20 protein-coding genes and 1 pseudogene are annotated in these 18,377 nt (G+C 62.4%); 14 read left to right on the top strand and 7 right to left on the bottom strand.

What is annotated here, in order from left to right:
* Positions 1-19: 19 nt before the first annotated feature.
* Entirely contained in the window at positions 20-985 is a 966-nt protein-coding gene (queG, locus tag DXY03_RS06755) for a tRNA epoxyqueuosine(34) reductase QueG (protein WP_115009726.1), read from the bottom strand.
* 36 nt (positions 986-1,021) lie between these two features.
* Between queG and DXY03_RS06750 the strand changes: the two genes are divergently transcribed.
* The 7 genes from DXY03_RS06750 (at position 1,022) to DXY03_RS06720 (ending at position 8,150) form a co-directional block, all read left to right on the top strand.
* Positions 1,022-1,669 (top strand): HpsJ family protein, encoded by a 648-nt coding sequence (locus DXY03_RS06750; RefSeq protein WP_115009725.1) that lies wholly within the window; start codon positions 1,022-1,024, stop codon positions 1,667-1,669.
* A 50-nt stretch (positions 1,670-1,719) separates the two neighbouring features.
* Positions 1,720-2,454, top strand: coding sequence for a DUF502 domain-containing protein (locus DXY03_RS06745; RefSeq protein ID WP_006849770.1), 735 nt, complete (start codon positions 1,720-1,722; stop codon positions 2,452-2,454).
* Between the two features lie 3 nt (positions 2,455-2,457).
* Complete coding sequence (gene nusB, locus DXY03_RS06740; RefSeq protein WP_115009724.1) at positions 2,458-3,093, top strand: transcription antitermination factor NusB; 636 nt, start codon at positions 2,458-2,460, stop codon at positions 3,091-3,093.
* The gene (gene ftsY, locus DXY03_RS06735) at positions 3,093-4,619 is read left to right on the top strand and encodes a signal recognition particle-docking protein FtsY (protein WP_115009723.1); all 1,527 of its coding nucleotides are present in this window, start codon (positions 3,093-3,095) and stop codon (positions 4,617-4,619) included. The genes nusB and ftsY overlap by 1 nt, the downstream gene beginning before the upstream one ends.
* A 35-nt stretch (positions 4,620-4,654) precedes the next feature.
* A complete protein-coding gene (locus tag DXY03_RS06730; RefSeq protein ID WP_115009722.1) occupies positions 4,655-6,067 on the top strand; it encodes a PP2C family protein-serine/threonine phosphatase in 1,413 nt (470 codons plus the stop codon).
* 28 nt (positions 6,068-6,095) lie between these two features.
* Positions 6,096-7,514, top strand: a complete 1,419-nt coding sequence (gene argH / locus DXY03_RS06725) for an argininosuccinate lyase (protein ID WP_115009721.1) — start codon at positions 6,096-6,098, stop codon at positions 7,512-7,514.
* Positions 7,515-7,640: 126 nt separating this feature from the next.
* Positions 7,641-8,150, top strand: a complete 510-nt coding sequence (locus DXY03_RS06720) for an RNA-binding protein (protein ID WP_115009720.1) — start codon at positions 7,641-7,643, stop codon at positions 8,148-8,150.
* 13 nt (positions 8,151-8,163) lie between these two features.
* Here the strand turns inward: DXY03_RS06720 and dusA are convergent, their stop codons facing one another.
* Positions 8,164-9,159 (bottom strand): tRNA dihydrouridine(20/20a) synthase DusA, encoded by a 996-nt coding sequence (gene dusA / locus DXY03_RS06715; protein WP_115009719.1) that lies wholly within the window; start codon positions 9,157-9,159, stop codon positions 8,164-8,166.
* A 40-nt stretch (positions 9,160-9,199) separates the two neighbouring features.
* Here dusA and msrB point away from each other — a divergent pair, with 40 nt between their 5' ends.
* Both msrB and DXY03_RS06705 read left to right on the top strand, forming a co-directional pair.
* Complete coding sequence (gene msrB, locus DXY03_RS06710) at positions 9,200-9,703, top strand: peptide-methionine (R)-S-oxide reductase MsrB (RefSeq protein ID WP_115009718.1); 504 nt, start codon at positions 9,200-9,202, stop codon at positions 9,701-9,703.
* Complete coding sequence (locus DXY03_RS06705; protein WP_115009717.1) at positions 9,675-10,943, top strand: NAD(P)/FAD-dependent oxidoreductase; 1,269 nt, start codon at positions 9,675-9,677, stop codon at positions 10,941-10,943. The genes msrB and DXY03_RS06705 overlap by 29 nt, the downstream gene beginning before the upstream one ends.
* Here DXY03_RS06705 and DXY03_RS06700 read toward each other — a convergent pair.
* Positions 10,918-11,328, bottom strand: a pseudogene (locus DXY03_RS06700) (type II secretion system F family protein); the annotation flags it as partial. The gene DXY03_RS06705 and the pseudogene DXY03_RS06700 overlap by 26 nt on opposite strands.
* A gap of 243 nt (positions 11,329-11,571) precedes the next feature.
* Here DXY03_RS06700 and grpE point away from each other — a divergent pair.
* Genes grpE through rsgA form a run of 4 tightly spaced genes read left to right on the top strand, consistent with a single transcriptional unit; the run spans position 11,572 to position 14,516 of the window.
* On the top strand, positions 11,572-12,249 hold the full coding sequence (gene grpE, locus DXY03_RS06695) for a nucleotide exchange factor GrpE (RefSeq protein ID WP_115009716.1): 678 nt from the start codon (positions 11,572-11,574) through the stop codon (positions 12,247-12,249).
* On the top strand, positions 12,249-13,385 hold the full coding sequence (gene dnaJ, locus DXY03_RS06690) for a molecular chaperone DnaJ (protein ID WP_115009715.1): 1,137 nt from the start codon (positions 12,249-12,251) through the stop codon (positions 13,383-13,385). The genes grpE and dnaJ overlap by 1 nt, the downstream gene beginning before the upstream one ends.
* A complete protein-coding gene (locus DXY03_RS06685; protein WP_114988831.1) occupies positions 13,382-13,609 on the top strand; it encodes a sulfurtransferase TusA family protein in 228 nt (75 codons plus the stop codon). The genes dnaJ and DXY03_RS06685 overlap by 4 nt, the downstream gene beginning before the upstream one ends.
* Positions 13,610-13,634: 25 nt before the next feature.
* Positions 13,635-14,516 carry a ribosome small subunit-dependent GTPase A gene (rsgA, locus tag DXY03_RS06680; protein WP_170952012.1) on the top strand — a complete coding sequence of 294 codons (882 nt, stop codon included), beginning with the start codon at positions 13,635-13,637 and terminating at the stop codon, positions 14,514-14,516.
* On the opposite strand, the gene DXY03_RS06675 is transcribed toward rsgA, so the two are convergent.
* From DXY03_RS06675 to DXY03_RS12260, 4 genes are read right to left on the bottom strand one after another with little or no spacing between them, the layout of a single operon-like run.
* Positions 14,491-14,832, bottom strand: a complete 342-nt coding sequence (locus DXY03_RS06675) for a YbaB/EbfC family nucleoid-associated protein (protein ID WP_011363068.1) — start codon at positions 14,830-14,832, stop codon at positions 14,491-14,493. The genes rsgA and DXY03_RS06675 overlap by 26 nt on opposite strands.
* 24 nt (positions 14,833-14,856) lie before the next feature.
* Complete coding sequence (gene murB / locus DXY03_RS06670; RefSeq protein WP_115009713.1) at positions 14,857-15,762, bottom strand: UDP-N-acetylmuramate dehydrogenase; 906 nt, start codon at positions 15,760-15,762, stop codon at positions 14,857-14,859.
* On the bottom strand, positions 15,759-17,168 hold the full coding sequence (murC, locus tag DXY03_RS06665; RefSeq protein WP_115009712.1) for a UDP-N-acetylmuramate--L-alanine ligase: 1,410 nt from the start codon (positions 17,166-17,168) through the stop codon (positions 15,759-15,761). The genes murB and murC overlap by 4 nt, the downstream gene beginning before the upstream one ends.
* A 9-nt stretch (positions 17,169-17,177) precedes the next feature.
* Positions 17,178-17,330: a hypothetical protein gene (locus tag DXY03_RS12260; RefSeq protein WP_170951323.1), complete on the bottom strand. Its 153-nt coding sequence runs from the start codon at positions 17,328-17,330 to the stop codon at positions 17,178-17,180.
* Between DXY03_RS12260 and gap the strand changes: the two genes are divergently transcribed.
* On the top strand, positions 17,329-18,354 hold the full coding sequence (gap, locus tag DXY03_RS06660) for a type I glyceraldehyde-3-phosphate dehydrogenase (protein ID WP_115009711.1): 1,026 nt from the start codon (positions 17,329-17,331) through the stop codon (positions 18,352-18,354). The genes DXY03_RS12260 and gap overlap by 2 nt on opposite strands.
* The last annotated feature ends 23 nt before the right edge of the window (positions 18,355-18,377 follow it).

Raw genomic sequence — 18,377 nt, 5'->3', positions numbered from 1 at the left:
TGGAGCGAGGGTGGAGTCGCTAAAGCGTAGGTGTGGGATCCGGTTGTGCTGCAGCGGCGTTGCGACGCCACATCCAGGGTTTGATCCGTCGCAACGCCGATCCCCGCAGGTTTTGGTTCCAGACGCTGTCGTCCCAGCTCTGGATCTGCTCCTTCTGGAGATTCAGTAGCCATGGGCGTGGCTGCACCTCGGGATCACTGCTTTGGGGCAAGCTTCGGTGGTTCCAGGGGCAGACGTCCTGGCAGATGTCACAGCCCGCCACCCACGGTCCAAGGGCGGCGCGAATGTTTTCCGGTAAGTCGTCCTCACGGTTTTCGATCGTGTGAAAGGCCAGGCAACGCCTTGCATCCACCACAAAAGGTTCACGGATCGCATGCGTGGGGCAGGCATCGATGCAGGCAGTGCAGCGTCCACAGAGGCTGCGGGCTGGTGGGTCGGCGTTCAAGGGCTCCGTTGTCAGCAGATGGCCGATCACCATCCAGGAGCCCCGTTCGGGGTGAATCAGGTTGCTGTGCTTGCCGATCCAGCCCAGGCCGGCTTCCTCAGCCCAGGCCTTGTCCAGCAGCGGTGTGGAGTCAACACAGGCGCGCCAGCCGCAGTCGGGCCGTTGTTCCGTAAGCCAGCGACCGATTCGTCGCAGCCTTTGATCCACAACACGGTGATAGTCCCGCCCCCAGCCGTAGCGTGCGACTTTGAGGGAGCCTGGGGAGGGTTGAGCGTCGACGTAATAGTTGAGGCCAACGGCGAGCACGCTGTTGGCTCCGTCCAACAGAAGCCTGGGGTCTTGCCGACGGGGGGCGGCCATCCAGGCCATGTCAGCTTGATGACCATGGTCCAACCAGCGCTGCAGGGCGTTGGTGCGCAGCTGCAGCCGCGAACTTCCCGGGATTCTGGCAATGCCAACGGGATTGAACCCTTCCTCAGCGGCGCGGCGCTTCAGAGCCTCGCTTAAACGAGTTTGTTGATCAGTGACATGCCCTTGCATCGACCTTAAGGTTGGGCGCTTATCAGCATCTTCTCTGTGACCGGCACTGAGATAGGACGGCTTGCTCCCTTGCTGCGCTGGCTTGGTTTGACCCTCGTGGTGATCCTCGTCCTGCAGATGCTGGCTGTTCTTGTCGGTGTCGACTGGGGTGCGGATGCTCCACGCCCGCAGGTCACCGGACCGCTGGTGGCCCTTGCTCCTCTGGGATTTGCCGGTTTGTTGATCTGCCTGATCGGATCACGGCTGGATCACCCCCATCAGCAGCGCACTCCTTTGCGTCTGCTGATTGCCGTCCTTTCAGCGCTGTTGGCCCTCGGCATGGTGATTGCCGTGCCCATGTCCCTGGATTGGGGTGCGGGTGACGTGGCCCGTCAGCGGAATCTGGATCAGGGCCGCGAAGCGCTGAAGGATGCTCGAGCCTTCCGAGCCGATGCAGCGCAAGTCACCTCCCTTGGTGAGCAGCTGGCCCAGGCCGGTCAACTCGCTGCCGATGCCACCGAGGACGACAAGCTGCGGGCGGCACAAAAGATGGTGGACGATCAGATCGCCCAGATGGAGGCCCAGCTCAAGACCGTTGAGGCTGGCCAGGCCCGTGAATCCCAGCAGCGGTTCATCGGTGGAACCATCACAGCTGTGGTTCTTGCGATTGCCTTTGCGCTCCTTGCGTTCACGGCAGTGCTCTGACCGCTGGTTAGGTTGGTCAGACTTCACACAAAGCTGGGCGCAGTAGCTCCTTGGTCCAGTCCAATCCCAGACCTGATCTGCCGCTGTCCGCAAGGCTTCGGCAGGATCTGAAAAACGACCTGATTGCAGGGTTGCTGGTGGTCATCCCGCTGGCGACAACGATTTGGCTGTCAACGATTGTCAGTCGCTTTGTTCTGGCGTTCCTGACCTCGATACCGAAGCAGTTCAATCCGTTCATCACCCTGAATCCACTGCTTCAGGATCTGATCAATCTGGCTCTCGGTCTCACGGTGCCTCTGATGGGCATCCTTCTGATCGGCCTGATGGCCCGAAACATCGTGGGTCGCTGGCTGTTGGAGTTCGGTGAAGGCACCTTGAGCCGGATTCCCCTGGCTGGATCGGTTTACAAGACGCTGAAGCAGCTGCTTGAGACCTTTTTCCGCGACAACTCCTCCCGCTTTCGTCGTGTTGTTCTCGTTGAGTACCCACGGGAGGGATTGTTCAGCGTTGGTTTTGTCACAGGGGAGGTGGGGCCTTCCCTTCAATCCGATCTGAAGGAGCCCCTGTTGAGTGTCTTCATTCCCACCGCTCCGAATCCCACCACCGGTTGGTACACCCTTGTTCCAGCTGGATCCGTCCGAGAGCTTGAGATCAGCGTTGAAGAAGCTTTCCGAACGATTATTTCGGCCGGCATCGTCAACCCCGATGATCGTGAAGCTCCTGTGAATCGGAGTTTCTCCAGCCTCATGGCCCAGTTACGGGCTTCTGCATCTCCTTCCAGCTGAGTCATGGCCACACGATCTCTTACACGCGAGCTGGCCTTGCTGGTGCTTGGTCAGGTGCCGGAACAGAAGTCAGCCTCAGTCGCTGACCTGGCCCTTGATTCGATCCTGGACCAGGCCCTCGACACCCTCACCCAGCACTGGCGTGAGTCGCTTGATGCCAGTGCTGCCGAGCTCGATCAGGCGCAGCAGTCCCTGCTGGACAGCGAGCTACAGCAGGGAGAACCAGGAACCCATGACACCGTCCGCACCCATCTGCGCACCTCTTTGAGTTCCGCTGAACAGGTGCTGAATGGCTTGTCAGCCAGCCTTGAGTTGCCTCGGCTGTTGCTGCTTGGCGACCAGGAGCAGATTCGTCGCGGCGCCATGGAGCGGGTTCAGAAGGTGCTCACCCAGCGCGAGGGCATCGACAAACGGTTGGATCAGGTGATGGAGGGCTGGAGACTGACCCGGCTTCCGCGGATCGATCGAGACATCCTCCGGTTGGCTGTCGTTGACCTGGAAAGCCTGCGTACTCCCGCTCCGGTGGCGTTCAACGAGGCGGTTGAGTTGGCCAACCGTTACAGCGATGAGCAGGGTCGCCGGATGATCAATGGTGTGTTGCGTCGCTTCCATGACGCTCAATCGAAAGCATCGGCCTGATGGTGTTCAACTGGTTCGAACGACAGGCTGAGGAGTCACCGACGCCGGAGCCGACGCCCACCCCCGCGCCGACGCCGGAACCGATGGCTGATGGGACTGATGCCCCCGTTTCAGCGGCGCCGGAGCCGACTCCAGCTCCTGCAGCCAGTGAGGAAGAGGATGAGGCTCTGGTTTGGGCCCGTGAGGCCTATGCCCGGCTGAAGGCTCAACAACAGGCCGCGGCCTCTTTCGCCGAAGCGACCCCCCAGCCCACCCCTGCGCCCAGTCCAGAACCAGCGCCTACACCTTCACCAACCCCAACTCCAGGACCGGCACCGTTAGCAACGCCGTCTCCATCACCTCTACCCACGCCGTCTGCAGCACCAGCCCCTGGACTGTCGCTGTTGGAGCAGGCTGCGGCTCAACGCCAGCAGCGTCAGCAGGATCTGGATGAACGGGCTCTCGAGGCTCCCCCTGCACCCACGCCGGCTCCCACCCCTGCGCCAGCTGCCGACTCAGAAGAGCCGCAGTTGGGTGACTTTGATCAGGATTTCACCTGGTCTGCCGAAGTGCTTGCAGCCCAGGGCCGTCGCGTCGATCAGGTTTCTCTCGAGGAAATCGATTGGTTGGGTCGGCTTCGCCGCGGTCTTGAAAAGACCCGTCAGGGCTTTGTCACCAGCCTTCTGGAGAATCTCGGTGACGACCCGCTGACGCCGGAGGTTCTCGACGATCTCGAAACCCTCCTGCTGAGGGCGGACGCTGGCGTCCAGGCCACCGATCAGGTGCTGGATGCCCTGCGACAGCGGATGAATGAGGAGGTGGTCGAACCTGCAGAGGGGATTCGCTTCCTCAAGGAACAACTGCGTGGCCTGCTGGATGCCCCGATCCAGGCCAGTGGTGTTCCTCTTTTGGCGCCCGAACGGGATCGCCTCAACATCTGGTTGATGGTGGGGGTGAATGGGGTTGGTAAGACCACCACCCTTGGAAAACTTGCCAACCTTGCTGTTCGCAGCGGCTATTCAGCTCTGATCGCGGCCGCCGACACCTTCCGGGCTGCAGCTGTCCAGCAGGTTGAGGTCTGGGGAGAGCGCAGTGATGTTCCAGTGGTGTCCAACCCCAGCAGCAACGCTGACCCAGCTGCCGTTGTCTTCGACGCGATTGGTGCCGCTCGCTCGCGCAAGTCTGATCTGTTGTTGGTGGACACTGCCGGACGCTTGCAGACCAAGCACAACCTGATGGAGGAACTCCAAAAAGTCAGAAAGATCATCGACCGTTTGGCGCCGGAGGCGAAGGTTGAATCCCTGCTGGTTCTTGATGCCAGTCAGGGTCAGAACGGGCTGCGCCAGGCCATGGCCTTTGCCCAGGCGGCAGGTCTTACCGGCGTTGTGATCACCAAACTCGATGGCACGGCCCGTGGTGGCGTCGCGCTGGCGGTGTCGTCTGAGGCTGGATTGCCGATTCGTTTTATCGGCGCTGGGGAAGGGATTCGCGATTTGCGCCCCTTCAACAGTTTTGAATTCGTTGAGGCTCTGCTGGCTGGACGCTGAAGCGTTGCTACCTTGCGGACCCTGGGGGTGCAAGGTTGAGAAGCAAGCCGCCCGGACGTCATCCCAGCTCTGCGCAGCGGACCGGGAACCCCTCGCCCGAGGCGATGGGTTCGTTGCGTCAGCTGTTTGACAGCCTCAGCAGCGAACAGCGCCGCAATCAGGATCTGTTGGTCTCCCTGGGGTTTGCCCTCCGCAGTTTCACCAACCTCCAGCGCTTTCTTGAGCTTGTGCCTGTGGTGGCCTCGCGTCTGGTGGGTGTTGAGGGGACCTTGCTTGTTCCGTTTCAGTCGGATGGTCGCCTCTGGCGTGATCAGCTGCAGGGGATTCCAGCTGAGCCGTCCCAGGATCTTCTGCGGCGTTTGGCAGCCTTTGAACCTGGCTCTGCCGTGGGCTTCGGCAGCGACGATCAGCAGCTGCTGGCGCTCGACCGGCTGGTGCAACGCTGCCTTCCCAAAGCGGCTTTGTTTGCCACTTCTGTGACGGCTCGTGGTCGGACGCGGGGCCGCCTTTACGTGTACGCCCGTAACGGCTCGATGGTCTGGACCGAGGTGCACCGTCGGCACGTTCAGTTGGTGGCGGATCTTGCTGGCGTTGCGATCGAAAACGATCAGATGCTGCAGGACGCCCGCCGCCATGAGCGGGTGGATCGACAACTCAGCATCGGTGCAGAGATTCAGGCCCAGTTGTTGCCGGACCGTTGCCCCGTGATCGAGGGGGTTGATCTGGCCGCGCGCTGTCGGCCTGCATTTCAGGTGGGCGGTGACTACTACGACTTCATCCCCACCCGTCCGGAACTCATCGGTCGACGCCGTGAGCGGGGTCGCTGGGCCCTGGTGATGGGTGATGTCATGGGCAAGGGCGTGCCTGCTGGTCTGCTGATGACGATGCTGCGCGGGATGCTGCGCGCGGAGGTTCTCAGCGGTCTGCCACCGGATCGGATTCTTCACGACCTCAACCAGCTGGCGCAGGAAGACCTGGCGCAGTCGCATCGGTTTGTGACGCTGTTTTATTCCGACCTGGATCCGCGCACGCTGCGGCTGCGTTATGCCAATGCGGCCCACAACCCGCCCCTGCTTTGGCGTGCCGAGCGACGGGTGATCATGCGGCTCGATGCGGCTGGGCTGCTGATCGGTCTCCAACCCGAAGCTGAGTTCGCCCTTGGCGAGATTCGCCTTGAACCGGGAGACGTGTTGCTCTACTACACCGATGGCGTCACCGAAGCACCGGGGATCACGGGCGATCGTTTCGACGAAGCGCGGCTGATTCGTGCCCTTGAAACGGCCTGTCGCAGTGGTCAGGGAGCGCAGGGAATTCTTGAAAGCCTGTTTGAACGCTTGGACCGTTTTGTTGGTCCGGATCGTCAGCTGGAGGACGACGCGTCGCTTGTGGTGCTGAAAGTTCCGGAGGCGGTCACGTTGCCGAGTGTGCAGGGACGGTCAATCGCCTGACAAGCTGAGGAAATCGACGGATGAATTGATGGCTGGTGGGGTGACCGGTGGTGCAGCAGGCACCTGGAGCGATCGTTTTGAGCAGGGTCTGCATCCCTTCATCGAGGCGTTCAACGCCTCCATCGGTTTTGACCTGACCCTTCTTCAGGAGGATCTCGATGGGTCGATCGCCCATGCCCGGATGCTCGCCAGCGTGGGAGTGATCACGGAAGCGGAGGCTGAGCAGCTGGTAGAAGGTCTGGAGACCGTTCGTGCTGAGGCGGCATCCGGCAGTTTCCAGCCCGGCCTGGCAGATGAGGACGTTCATTTCGCCGTGGAACGCCGGCTGATTGCCTTGCTCGGTCCCGTGGGCAAGAAGTTGCATACCGGACGCAGCCGCAACGATCAGGTTGGGACTGACCTCCGCCTCTGGCTGCGGCGACGGCTGGATGGCCTGGATCAGGATCTGCAGCGGTTGCAGGGGGCGTTGTTGACCCAGGCGGATCGCCATCGCCGCACCATGATTCCTGGGTACACCCACCTGCAGCGGGCTCAGCCGCTCTGTCTCGCCCATCACCTGCTCGCCTATGTCGAGATGCTGGAGCGCGACCGTGAGCGACTTCAGGATGTGCGGAAACGCGTGAATATCTGCCCGCTTGGCGCTGCCGCCCTGGCGGGTACGCCGGTCCCGATTGATCGCCAGCGCACCGCGAAGGAGCTCGGTTTTTCAGCGGTTTATGCCAACAGCCTCGATGCAGTCAGTGACCGCGATTTCTGCGTTGAGTTCTCCGCTGCCGCCTCCTTGGTGATGGCGCACCTCAGCCGTCTGGCGGAAGAGGTGATCGCCTGGGCGTCCGAGGAATTCGGCTTCGTGCGGCTCAGCGATCGCTGTGCCACGGGCAGCAGCCTGATGCCCCAGAAGAAGAATCCCGATGTGCCTGAGTTGGTTCGGGGCAAGACCGGAAGGGTCTTCGGACATCTCCAGGGATTGCTGACCATGATCAAGGGTCTTCCTCTGGCCTACAACAAGGATTTTCAGGAAGACAAGGAGGCACTGTTTGATGCCTTCCGCACAACCCGTGATTGTGTTGAGGCGATGGCGATTTTGTTTGAGGAAGGCCTTGATTTCAGGGTCGAGCGCCTCAATGAAGCGGTGGAGCAGGATTTCTCCAATGCAACGGATGTTGCCGACTATCTGGTGTCTCGCGGTGTTCCATTTCGCGAGGCTTATCAATTGGTCGGTGCGGTCGTCCGGCGCTGTCTCGAGCAGGGATGTCTGTTGCGGGACCTTGATCTGATTGCCTGGAAGGAACTCCACCCGGCCTTTGAGGCAGATCTGCACGACGCCTTGGCTCCTCGCGCTGTTGTGGCCGCCCGTCGCAGTGAAGGGGGGACAGGATTTGAGCGTGTTGATGAACAGCTTCAGCGCTGGTTACAGCGTTTCAACGGAACTCAGCCGGTGGGATGACTCTCACCCATAACCGGGTCTACGCTTGATCAGCCAGAGGTATGTCACTTCGTTCCGGAGTCATGGCCCGATGGCAATGTTCAAGGCCTTATCGGTCCACTGTTTCGTACCCGGTCCACGCAAAACGTGAGCATTTTTGTCGGCAACCTTCCCTTCCGCGCTGAGCAGGAAGATGTGATCGAACTGTTTGCCCAGTTCGGTGAAGTGACCAACTGCGCGCTGCCCCTCGAGCGGGATACAGGCCGCAAGCGTGGTTTTGCCTTCATTGAGATGGCCGATGAGTCCACCGAAGAGGCAGCGATTGAGGGGCTGCAGGGTGCCGAACTGATGGGTCGTCCTCTGCGGATCAACAAAGCGGAGCCCCGCGGCAGCGCCCCCCGTCGTGGTGGCGGCGGTTATGGCGGTGGTGGTGGCTATCGCGGTGGTGGCGGCGGCGGTTATGGCGGTGGTGGTGGCTACGGCGGTGGTGGTGGCGATCGTTCCTCCGGAGCACGGGGCTGGGAAGACCGCAGCTATGGCGCCCGCGACAACGCTGGTGAGGGCAATGCCTACGACGAAGGGCGCAGCCGTCGTCGCCGTGGATCGTCCAGTGGCGGTGGCGATGACTATTCCGGTTACGGCGGAGCTGAGGGCTGACCTCAGCCGTTGATCAGAGGCCTGCGTCCTTGAGCTGCTGCCCGGCATTGAGCAGCACATCCAGATCGGCCCCGGGGCGCTGGGCTTTCTCCCCCAGCTCCCGGCGCCAGTGCCGTGCACCCCGGACGCCTTCCACCAGTTGCACCAGGTGACGGCAGAGGTCCCAGATTCGTCCTCCTCGCTCCAGATGAGCGGCCGCATGGGGAAGCAGCCCGTTCACAACGTCTGACGCCAGGATCTGGCGTGATTCCTCCCCGAAAATGAGGGCATCGACGCTGGTCCAGCGCAGGGGATGGCTGTAGGCGGCTCGGCCCACCATGGCGCCATCGCACCCTTCCAGTGCCTGAAGGCAGTCTTCAGGGGATTCCAGCCCCCCGTTGAGTTCAATCACCAGGTCGGGGCGGCGTTGCTTCAGCGCCACCACGCGCTCATGTTGCAGCGGAGGAATCGTCCGGTTCTGCTTGGGATCGAGGCCCTCCAGCCAGGCCTTACGGGCATGAACAGCGAAGCGGCTGGCTCCTGCCAGCGCCACCCGATCCACGAAGTTCGTCAGCAGCGCATCACTGTCGAGATCGTCAATGCCGATCCGATGCTTCACGGTCACGGGGAGTCCCCCTGCGTCCACCATGGCTTCCACGCAGCGGGCAACCAGATCCGGTTCCGCCATCAGGCAGGCTCCGAAATTTCCGGCCTGCACCTTCTGGCTGGGACAACCCACATTGAGGTTGATCTCGTCGTAGCCCCAGTCCTGCGCCAGTCGTGCCGCTTCGGCCAGCAGGGCTGGATCGTCCCCCCCCACCTGCAGGGCGATCGGATGCTCCACAGGATCGAAGTCCAGCAGCTTGTTGCGTCGCTTGCTGTGGTGCAGCGCCTGGGCCACCACCATTTCGCTGTAGAGAAGGGCCCTGCGGCTGATCTGCCGCATCAGCACCCGGAAGTGGCGGTCGGTGCAATCCAGCATCGGGGCCACACTGAAGCGGTAGGCAGCGGTGGATCCGGAGGCAGTCATCAATCCATTAGAACCGCCCGAGATTCCCGCTTCAGCATCGATGAGCTTGAGTGCCGCTGTTCTGTCCCGTCGATCGTTGCTGTTGGCGGCAATTGCAGGGGTGTTTGGCAGTCTCTGGAGACCTCAGCCTGTGCTGGCCGCATCCAAAGCTGGCGATCCCTCGTGGGATCTCAATGCCGACCAGTGGCGTGAGCGGTTGTCTCCCCAGGCCTATGACGTGTTGCGCAATGAGGGGACCGAACGCCCGTTCACTAGTCCGCTCAGTGAGGAGAAGCGTTCCGGCACCTATCACTGCGCTGGTTGTGATGCAGCCTTGTTTTCGTCGGAGGCCAAATTCGACAGCGGCACCGGCTGGCCCAGCTTCTGGCAGCCCCTGGATGGAGCCATCGCCACGAAAGTAGATTTCAAGTTGATTCTGCCGCGCACGGAATACCACTGCAGCCGTTGTGGTGGGCACCAGGGCCACGTGTTCAATGACGGACCGCGACCCACCGGCAAGCGCTACTGCAACAACGGTGTCGCCCTCCGCTTTCAGCCCGCTTGATCTGATTGTTGTTGGCGGTGGTCCTGCCGGCTACATGGCGGCGATCACTGCCGCTGAGCAGGGGGTTCGGGAGGTGCTGGTGCTGGAAGGCACCCCTGAGCCCCTCCAGAAGGTGCGCATCAGCGGTGGCGGTCGCTGCAATGTGACCCATGCCTGCTGGGACCCCTGTGAACTGGCGACCAATTACCCCCGTGGCAGTCGACCCCTGCGGGGTCTCTTCAGTCGCTTCGCCTGCGGCGATGCGATCGCCTGGTTTGACGAGCATGGGCTCACGCTGGTGGAGGAACCCGATGGACGGATGTTTCCGCAGCAGAACCGTTCTGAGGCCGTGATTCAGTGCCTGCAGAAGGCGGCAAGGGCTTCGGGTGTCCAGCTGCGCACGAAGGCGATGGTTCAGCAGGTGCGCGTTCACCCCGAGGGGGGGTTTGTGCTCGAGGGCCGCGGCCTCGAGCCTTTGCATGGAGGCTGCTTGATGCTGGCCACGGGGGGGCATCCCAGTGGCCGAAACCTGGCGGCAGCCCTTGGCCACCAGGTGGTGCCGCCGGTGCCATCGCTGTTCAGCCTTGCCCTACAGGCATCGGCCCTGTCGGCCTGCAGTGGCATTGCCATCGACGATGTGGGCCTTGATCTCAAGCTGGGCGATCAGCGCTTCCGCCAGACCGGGCGGGTGCTGATCACCCACCGTGGTTTGAGTGGACCCGCCACGTTGCGCCTCTCAGCCTTTGCCGCCAGGGCCCTGCATCAGAACCGCTACAAGGGTGAGCTGAAGTTGGATTGGAGCGCAGGGTTGGGACGGTCGGGGCTGACCGAGCGGTTTCAGCAATGGCGACAGGAGCAGGCCCGGCGAACCCTTGCAGCCGCGAAGCCCTTCGAACATTTGCCGCGGCGGTTGTGGCAAGCCTTTTTGACCATGGCTGGGGTCGAGACAGAGCGCCGTTGGGCGGATCTGCCGATCAAGGCGGAGCGTCGATTGGTGGAGCTGCTCTGTGCACAGAGTGTACCGATCCAGGGACGTGGACCCTTTGGGGAGGAGTTCGTCACCGCCGGCGGTGTCGCCTTGGGAGAGGTCAACCTGGCCACGATGGAGAGCCGCCGCTGTCCCGGTCTTTACCTGGCGGGTGAACTGCTGGATGTGGATGGGGTGACCGGCGGTTTCAACTTTCAGGCTTGCTGGAGCGGTGGTTGGCTGGCGGGCCAGGCCATCGCTGCAGTGCTCACTGGATCTGATCAAACACGGTGAACATCGGCAGGTACATCGCCAGCAGGATGGATCCCACGATTCCGCCCACCACCACAATCATCGCGGGCTCGAGCATCGAGGTGAGCGCCTTGACCGTGGCGCCGACTTCGTCTTCGTAGAAGTCCGCCACCTTGCTGAGCATTTTGTCCATCTCACCGGTTTCCTCGCCGATGGCCAGCTTGTTCAGGGCCATGTCGGGCAGCACCTTCTGACGGATCAGCGCATTGCTCAGGAGCACCCCCTCCTGAACCATGCCCCGCGAGGCAAGGATGGCATCGGAAATGATCGCGTTGCCGGTGGTTTCGCTCGAGATCTCCATCGACATCAGGATCGGCACACCGGCCCGCGTGAGCGAACTGAAGATCCGGTAGGACTGAGCTGTCGCTTTCGGGCTGACGTCCGGGAGGGCGTCGCTGAGCAGCTTGCGGCTTGCCAGCAGTTGCTCTGGGCCCGGAACCAGTTGCTGCAACAGCAATTCAAGGGCGAAACGCTGCCGTGCCGTGTCGCCGGCATCGGGGGTGGGCAGCGTCAGAGTTATCGATGGCGACCGAGGTGCGGGCTTCCGCAGCTTGTGGGAGGTAAGCGTTGCCCTTCAACATGTCTAGACAGCAATCCCTGAACGGTCAGCATGAGCGGCGACGCCTCCACCCCAGAGCAGGACCAGACCGTTGAGTCTGGTGCTGTTCCAGCCACGCCGGAGTCCGCTCCTGATGCGCCCGAGGTGACGTCTGAACAGGCTCCTGCAGCGGTGGATCCGGCGGATCGGATGCAGCAGCTCGAGCAGGAGTTGAGCGCGTTGAAGCAGGAGCACGAGACGCTCAACAGCCAATACATGCGCATTGCGGCGGATTTCGACAACTTCCGCAAGCGCCAGAGCCGCGACCAGGACGACATGCGTCAGCAGCTGGTCTGCTCGACCCTCACGGAGATCCTGCCCGTCGTCGACAACTTCGAGCGGGCCCGTCAGCAGCTGAATCCTGAAGGTGAGGAGGCCCAGGCGCTGCACCGCAGTTACCAGGGTTTGTACAAGCAATTGGTGGAGGTGCTGAAGCAGCAGGGGGTGGCCCGCATGGAAGTGGTTGGCCAGGAGTTCGATCCCAATCTGCATGAGGCCGTGCTCCGGGAGGAAAGCAGCGAGTTCGCTGAGGATGTGGTGTGCGAGGAGCTTCAGCGCGGCTACCACCGCGACGGGCGTGTGCTGCGCCACGCCATGGTGAAGGTGTCGATGGGTCCAGGACCATCCGATCCGGCGTCAGCGCCTGCTGAGGCCGCAGCGGCACCGGATCAGACGGCGGAGGAGGCCTGATGGCCGACTTCTACGACCTGCTCGGCGTCAGCCGGGATGTGGATCCCGACAGCCTCAAGCGCGCTTATCGGCGCATGGCGCGTCAGTACCACCCCGACATCAACAAGGATCCGGGAGCTGAAGATCGTTTCAAGGAAATCGGCCGCGCCTACGAGGTGCTTAGTGATCCCCAGACCAGGGCCCGTTATGACCAGTTCGGTGAAGCCGGACTTGGTGGTGCGGCCGGTGCCCCCGACATGGGGGACATGGGCGGATTTGCGGATCTGTTCGAGACGTTTTTCCAGGGCTTCGGTGGCCCTGGTGGTGCTGGAGCTGGTCGGCCGCGGCGTCAGGGCCCTCAGCAGGGGGATGACCTTCGTTACGACCTGACGATTGATTTCGAGCAGGCGGTGTTCGGTCAGGAGCAGGAGATCAAGATCCCGCATCTGGAGACCTGCGACACCTGCGGCGGCAGCGGTGCCAAAGCGGGCAGTGGACCCACCACCTGCGGCACCTGTGGCGGCGCCGGGCAGGTGCGCCGTGCCACCCGAACTCCCTTTGGCAGTTTCACTCAGGTCGCCGAGTGCCCCAACTGTGGAGGCACGGGCCAGGTGATTTCGGATCCCTGCGCGTCCTGTGGTGGCCAGGGTGTCAAACAGGTGCGCAAGAAGCTGCGGATCAACATCCCTGCCGGGGTGGACACCGGAACACGGCTTCGTGTGACCGGTGAAGGCAACGCCGGACCCCGGGGAGGCCCGTCCGGTGACCTTTACGTGTTCCTCACCGTTCGCAATCACCCGCGCTTGCAGCGGGATGGCCTGAATATCTTCTCGGAGATCAAGGTCAGCTACCTCCAGGCGATTCTTGGCGACACCATTGAGGTAGAAACCGTGGATGGCAGCAAGGAGCTGGACATCCCCGCCGGCACCCAGCCCGGCACGGTGCTCACCCTGCCGAACCTGGGCATTCCCAAGCTCGGGAATCCAGTGGCACGGGGCGATCAGCGCGTGACGGTCACCGTGGATCTGCCGAAGCGGATCAGTGATGTGGAGCGGGAGCTCCTCGAGCAGTTGGCGGGTCACCATTCCGCCCGCGGCAAGCAACACCACCACCACAACAGTGGTCTGTTCGCTCGCTTGTTCGGTCAGAAGGGATGAGCAGGCGTTCCCTGGATCTGCGGGGAACGCCCTGTCCGGTGAATTTCATTCGCTGCAAGCTCACCCTCGAGCAGATGAGCAGCGGTGATTGTCTGGAGGTCTGTCTCGATCGGGGTGAGCCTGAGGCCATGGTTCTTCCAGGTCTGAGGGATGCAGGCCATCGTGTGGAGTGCATTGATCAAACGCCGGATGCCATCACCATCGAGGTGATCTGCGGTGGCTGACACCTGCCGTTCGGTGGCATCCGGGATGGTGGTGGCGCTCCAGGCCAACTACCTGGAGGTGGAGCTGGATGTCGCACCTGATGGATGCCCAGGGCGGCTGCTCTGCACCCGTCGCACCCGGCTCAGCCATCGGGGTGAAGCCGTTTATGTGGGCGATCGGGTTCGCGTCGAGGCGATTGATCCAGGCCAGGGGCGTGCCGTGGTGGCCGAGGTCGAGCCACGCCACAGTTTTCTCACACGCCCACCGGTGGCCAACGTCTCCTTGGTGGCTGTGGTGTTGGCAGTGGAACAGCCCAGTTTTGACCCTGATCAGGCCAGTCGCTTTCTGTTGACGGCGGAACGGACCGGGCTGGAGGTGATCCTGCTGCTCACCAAGACAGACCTTCTTTCAGGTGCAGCGCTCGAGCGGCTGGTGACCCGGTTGAAAGGGTGGGGCTATGACCCGCTGGCGTTGTCCAGTGCAGCCGGAACGGGCATTGATGCTTTACGGCAGCGTTTGGCTGGTGCGCAGCTTTCGGTGCTGTGTGGGCCTTCTGGGGTGGGCAAGAGCAGCCTGCTGAACCAGTTGCGCCCTGACCTTCAACTGCGTACGGCGGCGGTGTCTGGTCGACTGCAGCGCGGGCGCCACACCACCCGCCACGTTGAGCTGTTTCCCCTGGGGCCGAGCGCGAGGGTGGCTGATACCCCCGGGTTCAACCGCCCCGATCTGCCTGATGACCCCCAGGAACTGGGGGTTCTCTTTCCTGAGCTGCGGCAGCAACTTGATCCCTGGCCCTGTCGTTTCCGCGACTGCCTGCATCGCGGTGAGCCCGGCTGCGGTGTATCCACGGACTGGGAACGCTATGCCCTGTACAAGGCCGCGTTGATCGAGCAGAGCAGCCTCAGCCGCCCATCCCGGGGAGGTTGAGATTCAGGCCACCGGTGAGTTCTTCCATCCGGCCCTTCATCGTGGCGGTGGATTGCTCATAGGCCGCCTGCAGAGCTTCAAGGGTGGCCGTTTCGCTGGCCTGTTGGCCCTCCTGCAGCAGGGCTGGGTCCAGTCGTACCCGCAGAGGTTGCTGGTTGCCCGACAGCCAAACGCTGGCGCGGCCATCGCTGCTCTTGCCTTCGATCTCCATCCCGTCCAGTTCGTCCTGCAGGGCCTGAGCGTTCTGCTGAATCTCCTGAGCCTTCTTGAAGGCTTCGGTGAGCTGGCCGAAATTGGGGAGTCCGAACCCTGCCATGGCGATCCTGTGGGAGCCGGAAGGTTAAGCCGCCGAAGCGAATCCCAGCCGCTTCACTTCGGGGTGCAGACGGATTCCGTGTTCGGCTTCGATGCGGTCCTGCACCAGCTGGATCAACTGGGCGATGTCCTTCGCCTCGGCATCACCGGTGTTGACGATGAAATTGGCATGCACGGTTGAGATTTCGGCGCCGCCGATCCGGGTTCCCTTCAGTCCTTGCTCTTCGATCAGCCGTCCGGCCTTGAGCGGTTCGGGATTGCGGAAAACACTGCCACAGCTGGGTTGTTGGTAGGGCTGCGTGGTGGTGCGGTGACTGAGGTTCGCCGTGGTGACCCGCTTCAGTTCATCCGGATCGTGACCGGGCTGCAAGCGGAATCGTGCCGACAACACCACGAGGTTGTCGTCTTGAAGACGGCTGTGCCGGTAGGCGAAGTCCAGTTGATCCCGCTGCAGCTCAAAGCAGTTGCCCCCTTCCATGGGCATGACCCGCACCGACTCCAGCCATTCCGCTGTGCAGCCTCCCTGGGCTCCTGCATTCATCACAGCCGCACCGCCAGCGGTTCCCGGGATGCCAACCGACCACTCCAGACCATGTAATCCAGCGCGGGCAGCGCGTCTTGCCAGTGACGGGATCGGTTCGCCGGCGAGCACCTCAACGGTCCCCGTGGTGGCATCAAGCTGCAGCCCCTGAAGTTTGCGCAGACAGAGCGAGAGCCCCGGCAGGCCGTCATCGTGAATCAGCAGGTTCGACCCAGCGCCGATGACGCGGCAGGGCATGCCTTGGTGAGCGGCCCATTCGATCCAGGCCTGAGTTTCCTCAAGGCTGGCGGGTTCGGCCAGCCATTCGGCTGCTCCTCCCACCCGCCAGGTGGTGTAGTCCGCCAGCTTGACTCGGGCCTGCGGTAGGCGGGCATCACACTGCTGGGTCATGACGTCAGCCTTGACCACAGTCCATTCACGTCGCCAGCACCCATGGCCAGAACAAGATCGTTCTCGCGGCTGTGCTGAATCACCAGCTCGGTGAGTTGATCGAGGTTGTCTGCGACGGCGATTTCAAGATTCGGTTTCAGCTGGCGCACCCGATCCGCCAGGGCGTTGCTGCTGATGCCCTGCAGCGGTTGCTCGCCTGCGGGATAGACGGGAGCCAGCAGCAGCAGATCACAGTTCTGTAGGGCTTTGGCGAAGCCATCGAGGAACTGCCTGGTGCGGCTGTAGCGGTGCGGCTGGAACACCGCCAGGAGCCGTTGTGGTGCTGTGGGGAGCGGACTGCGGCCGCTGCGCACCATCAGGCGTGCCATCTCAAGGGTTGCCTGCACCTCACTGGGATGGTGGGCGTAGTCATCAACGATGTGACGGCCCTTCCAGGTGCCTCGAAGATCAAATCGGCGGCCCGGTGCTTTCAGGCCAGCGAGGCCCTCCACCAATTGGTCAAAGGGGAGACCTTCCATGCGGCAGGCGGCCAAGGCGCCTGTGGCATTGCTCAGGTTGTGCAGCCCGGCCATCGGCAGGGTGAAGTCGCCGACGGGGTGGCCGGCTTCATAGAAACGGGCGACGCAGCGATCGCCTTCAAGGCTCAAGGGCAGGGCGGCGAAGTCAACGGATTCGGCGCTCTGGTTGGACCACCAGGCCGTTTGCTGGAAGTGTTCCTGCAGGATCGGGCAGTCGTGATTGGCCAGCACGCGATCGCAACCCCCTGCGAAGCGTTGCAGGGTGGAGATCAGCTCGTCGAGGCTGGAGTAGTGATCGGTGTGATCCAGTTCCAGGTTGGTGATCACCCCCAGGCTGGGGCTGAACTTCACCAGGGACCCGTCGGATTCATCCGCCTCGGCCACGAGCAGCTTTCCCTGGCCGGCGTGACCATTGCTGCCGAGGCTGGGGACGATGCCTCCAATCACAGCTGTTGGGTCCTGATCGGCCTCCAGCAGCAAGGTGGTGATCAAGGTGCTGGTGGTGGTTTTGCCGTGGCTGCCGGCCACTGCGATGGAGGGTTGCTGCTCGATCAACGCCGCCAGGAGATCGGAGCGATGCCAGATCTCCAGCCCCTGCTGTCGGGCCCGCTGCAGTTCCGGATTGCTCTCAGGGATGGCTGTGCTGACCACCACCACCGGTGAGCCAGCGGCTGTTGCTTCCGTGACGGCATCAATGCAGGTGGCGTCCTGCTGACGGAAGACCTTCACTCCGAGGGTCTTCAGTTGTTGTGTTGTCGCATTGTCACGCGGATCCGATCCGCTGACCAAGTGACCGCGGTCAACGAGAATCCGGGCCAAGGCCGACATGCCAATTCCGCCGACACCGATGAAGTGGACTGGTGTCTGACGGTCGAGCAGGCGCGGCAACGGAGGGCTTCAGTCGGAAGAAAGATAAGTCAGCTGCCGCTGCTTGTCTGCCGTGCTGAGGGCCGGATCGAGCTGATTGAAGCGGGGGGGAACAAGGTATTTCTGCTGATTTCTGTATGATCGGCGGCCAAAACCCTTGCGCGGCTTTGCCGCTTCTGCCATGACCCTGCGCGTTGCGATCAATGGATTCGGCCGGATCGGTCGCAATGTTCTGCGGGGATGGATCAGCCGGGGTGCTGACACCGGCCTGGAAATCGTGGGGATGAACTCCACGTCCGACCCCGCCACCAGCGCTCACCTGCTGACCTACGACTCCATCCTTGGGCGTCTCGATCCCTCCGTGGACATCAAGACCACAGACAGCTCGATGTTCGTCGACGGTAAGGAGATCAAGTTCTTCGCTGACCGCAATCCCCTCAACTGCCCCTGGAAGGAGTGGGGCGTTGACCTGGTGATCGAGTCCACCGGTGTGTTCAACACCGATGAGAAGGCCAGCATGCACATTCAGGCTGGCGCAAAGAAGGTGATCCTCACCGCCCCTGGTAAGGGTGATCGCGTCGGCACCTTCGTTGTGGGCGTCAACGACGACCAGTACCGCCACGAAGACTGGGATATCCTCAGCAACGCCAGCTGCACCACCAACTGCTTGGCACCGATCGTCAAGGTTCTGGATCAGAACTTCGGCCTCGACTGGGGTCTGATGACCACCATTCACAGCTACACCGGCGATCAGCGGATCCTGGACAACAGCCACCGCGACCTGCGCCGCGCCCGTGCTGCAGCTCTGAACATGGTTCCCACCACCACCGGTGCAGCCAAGGCCGTGGCTCTGGTTTACCCCGAGGTGAAGGGCAAGCTCACCGGCTTCGCCATGCGCGTTCCCACCCCGAACGTCTCCGCTGTTGACCTCACCTTCGGCCCCTCCCGCGCCGCCAGCGTCGACGACATCAAGGCCGCCATCAAGTCGGCTTCCGAGAACGGCATGAAGGGGATCATCAAGTACAGCGATCTGCCCCTGGTGTCCACCGACTACGCCGGCACCAACGAGTCCACCATCTTTGATGCCGACCTCACCTACGCCATGGGTGACAAGGCTGTGAAGATCCTGGCCTGGTACGACAACGAGTGGGGCTACAGCCAGCGTGTTGTTGACCTCGCCGAAGTGGTGGCCAAGAACTGGAAATGATCGCCCATTGATCGCTTTTTTGA

The organism is Synechococcus sp. N5, assembly GCF_900473925.1.
Taxonomy (GTDB): domain Bacteria; phylum Cyanobacteriota; class Cyanobacteriia; order PCC-6307; family Cyanobiaceae; genus Parasynechococcus.
Note: the sequence above shows the minus strand (reverse complement) of the source record. Positions and strands in the feature narration are given on the sequence as shown.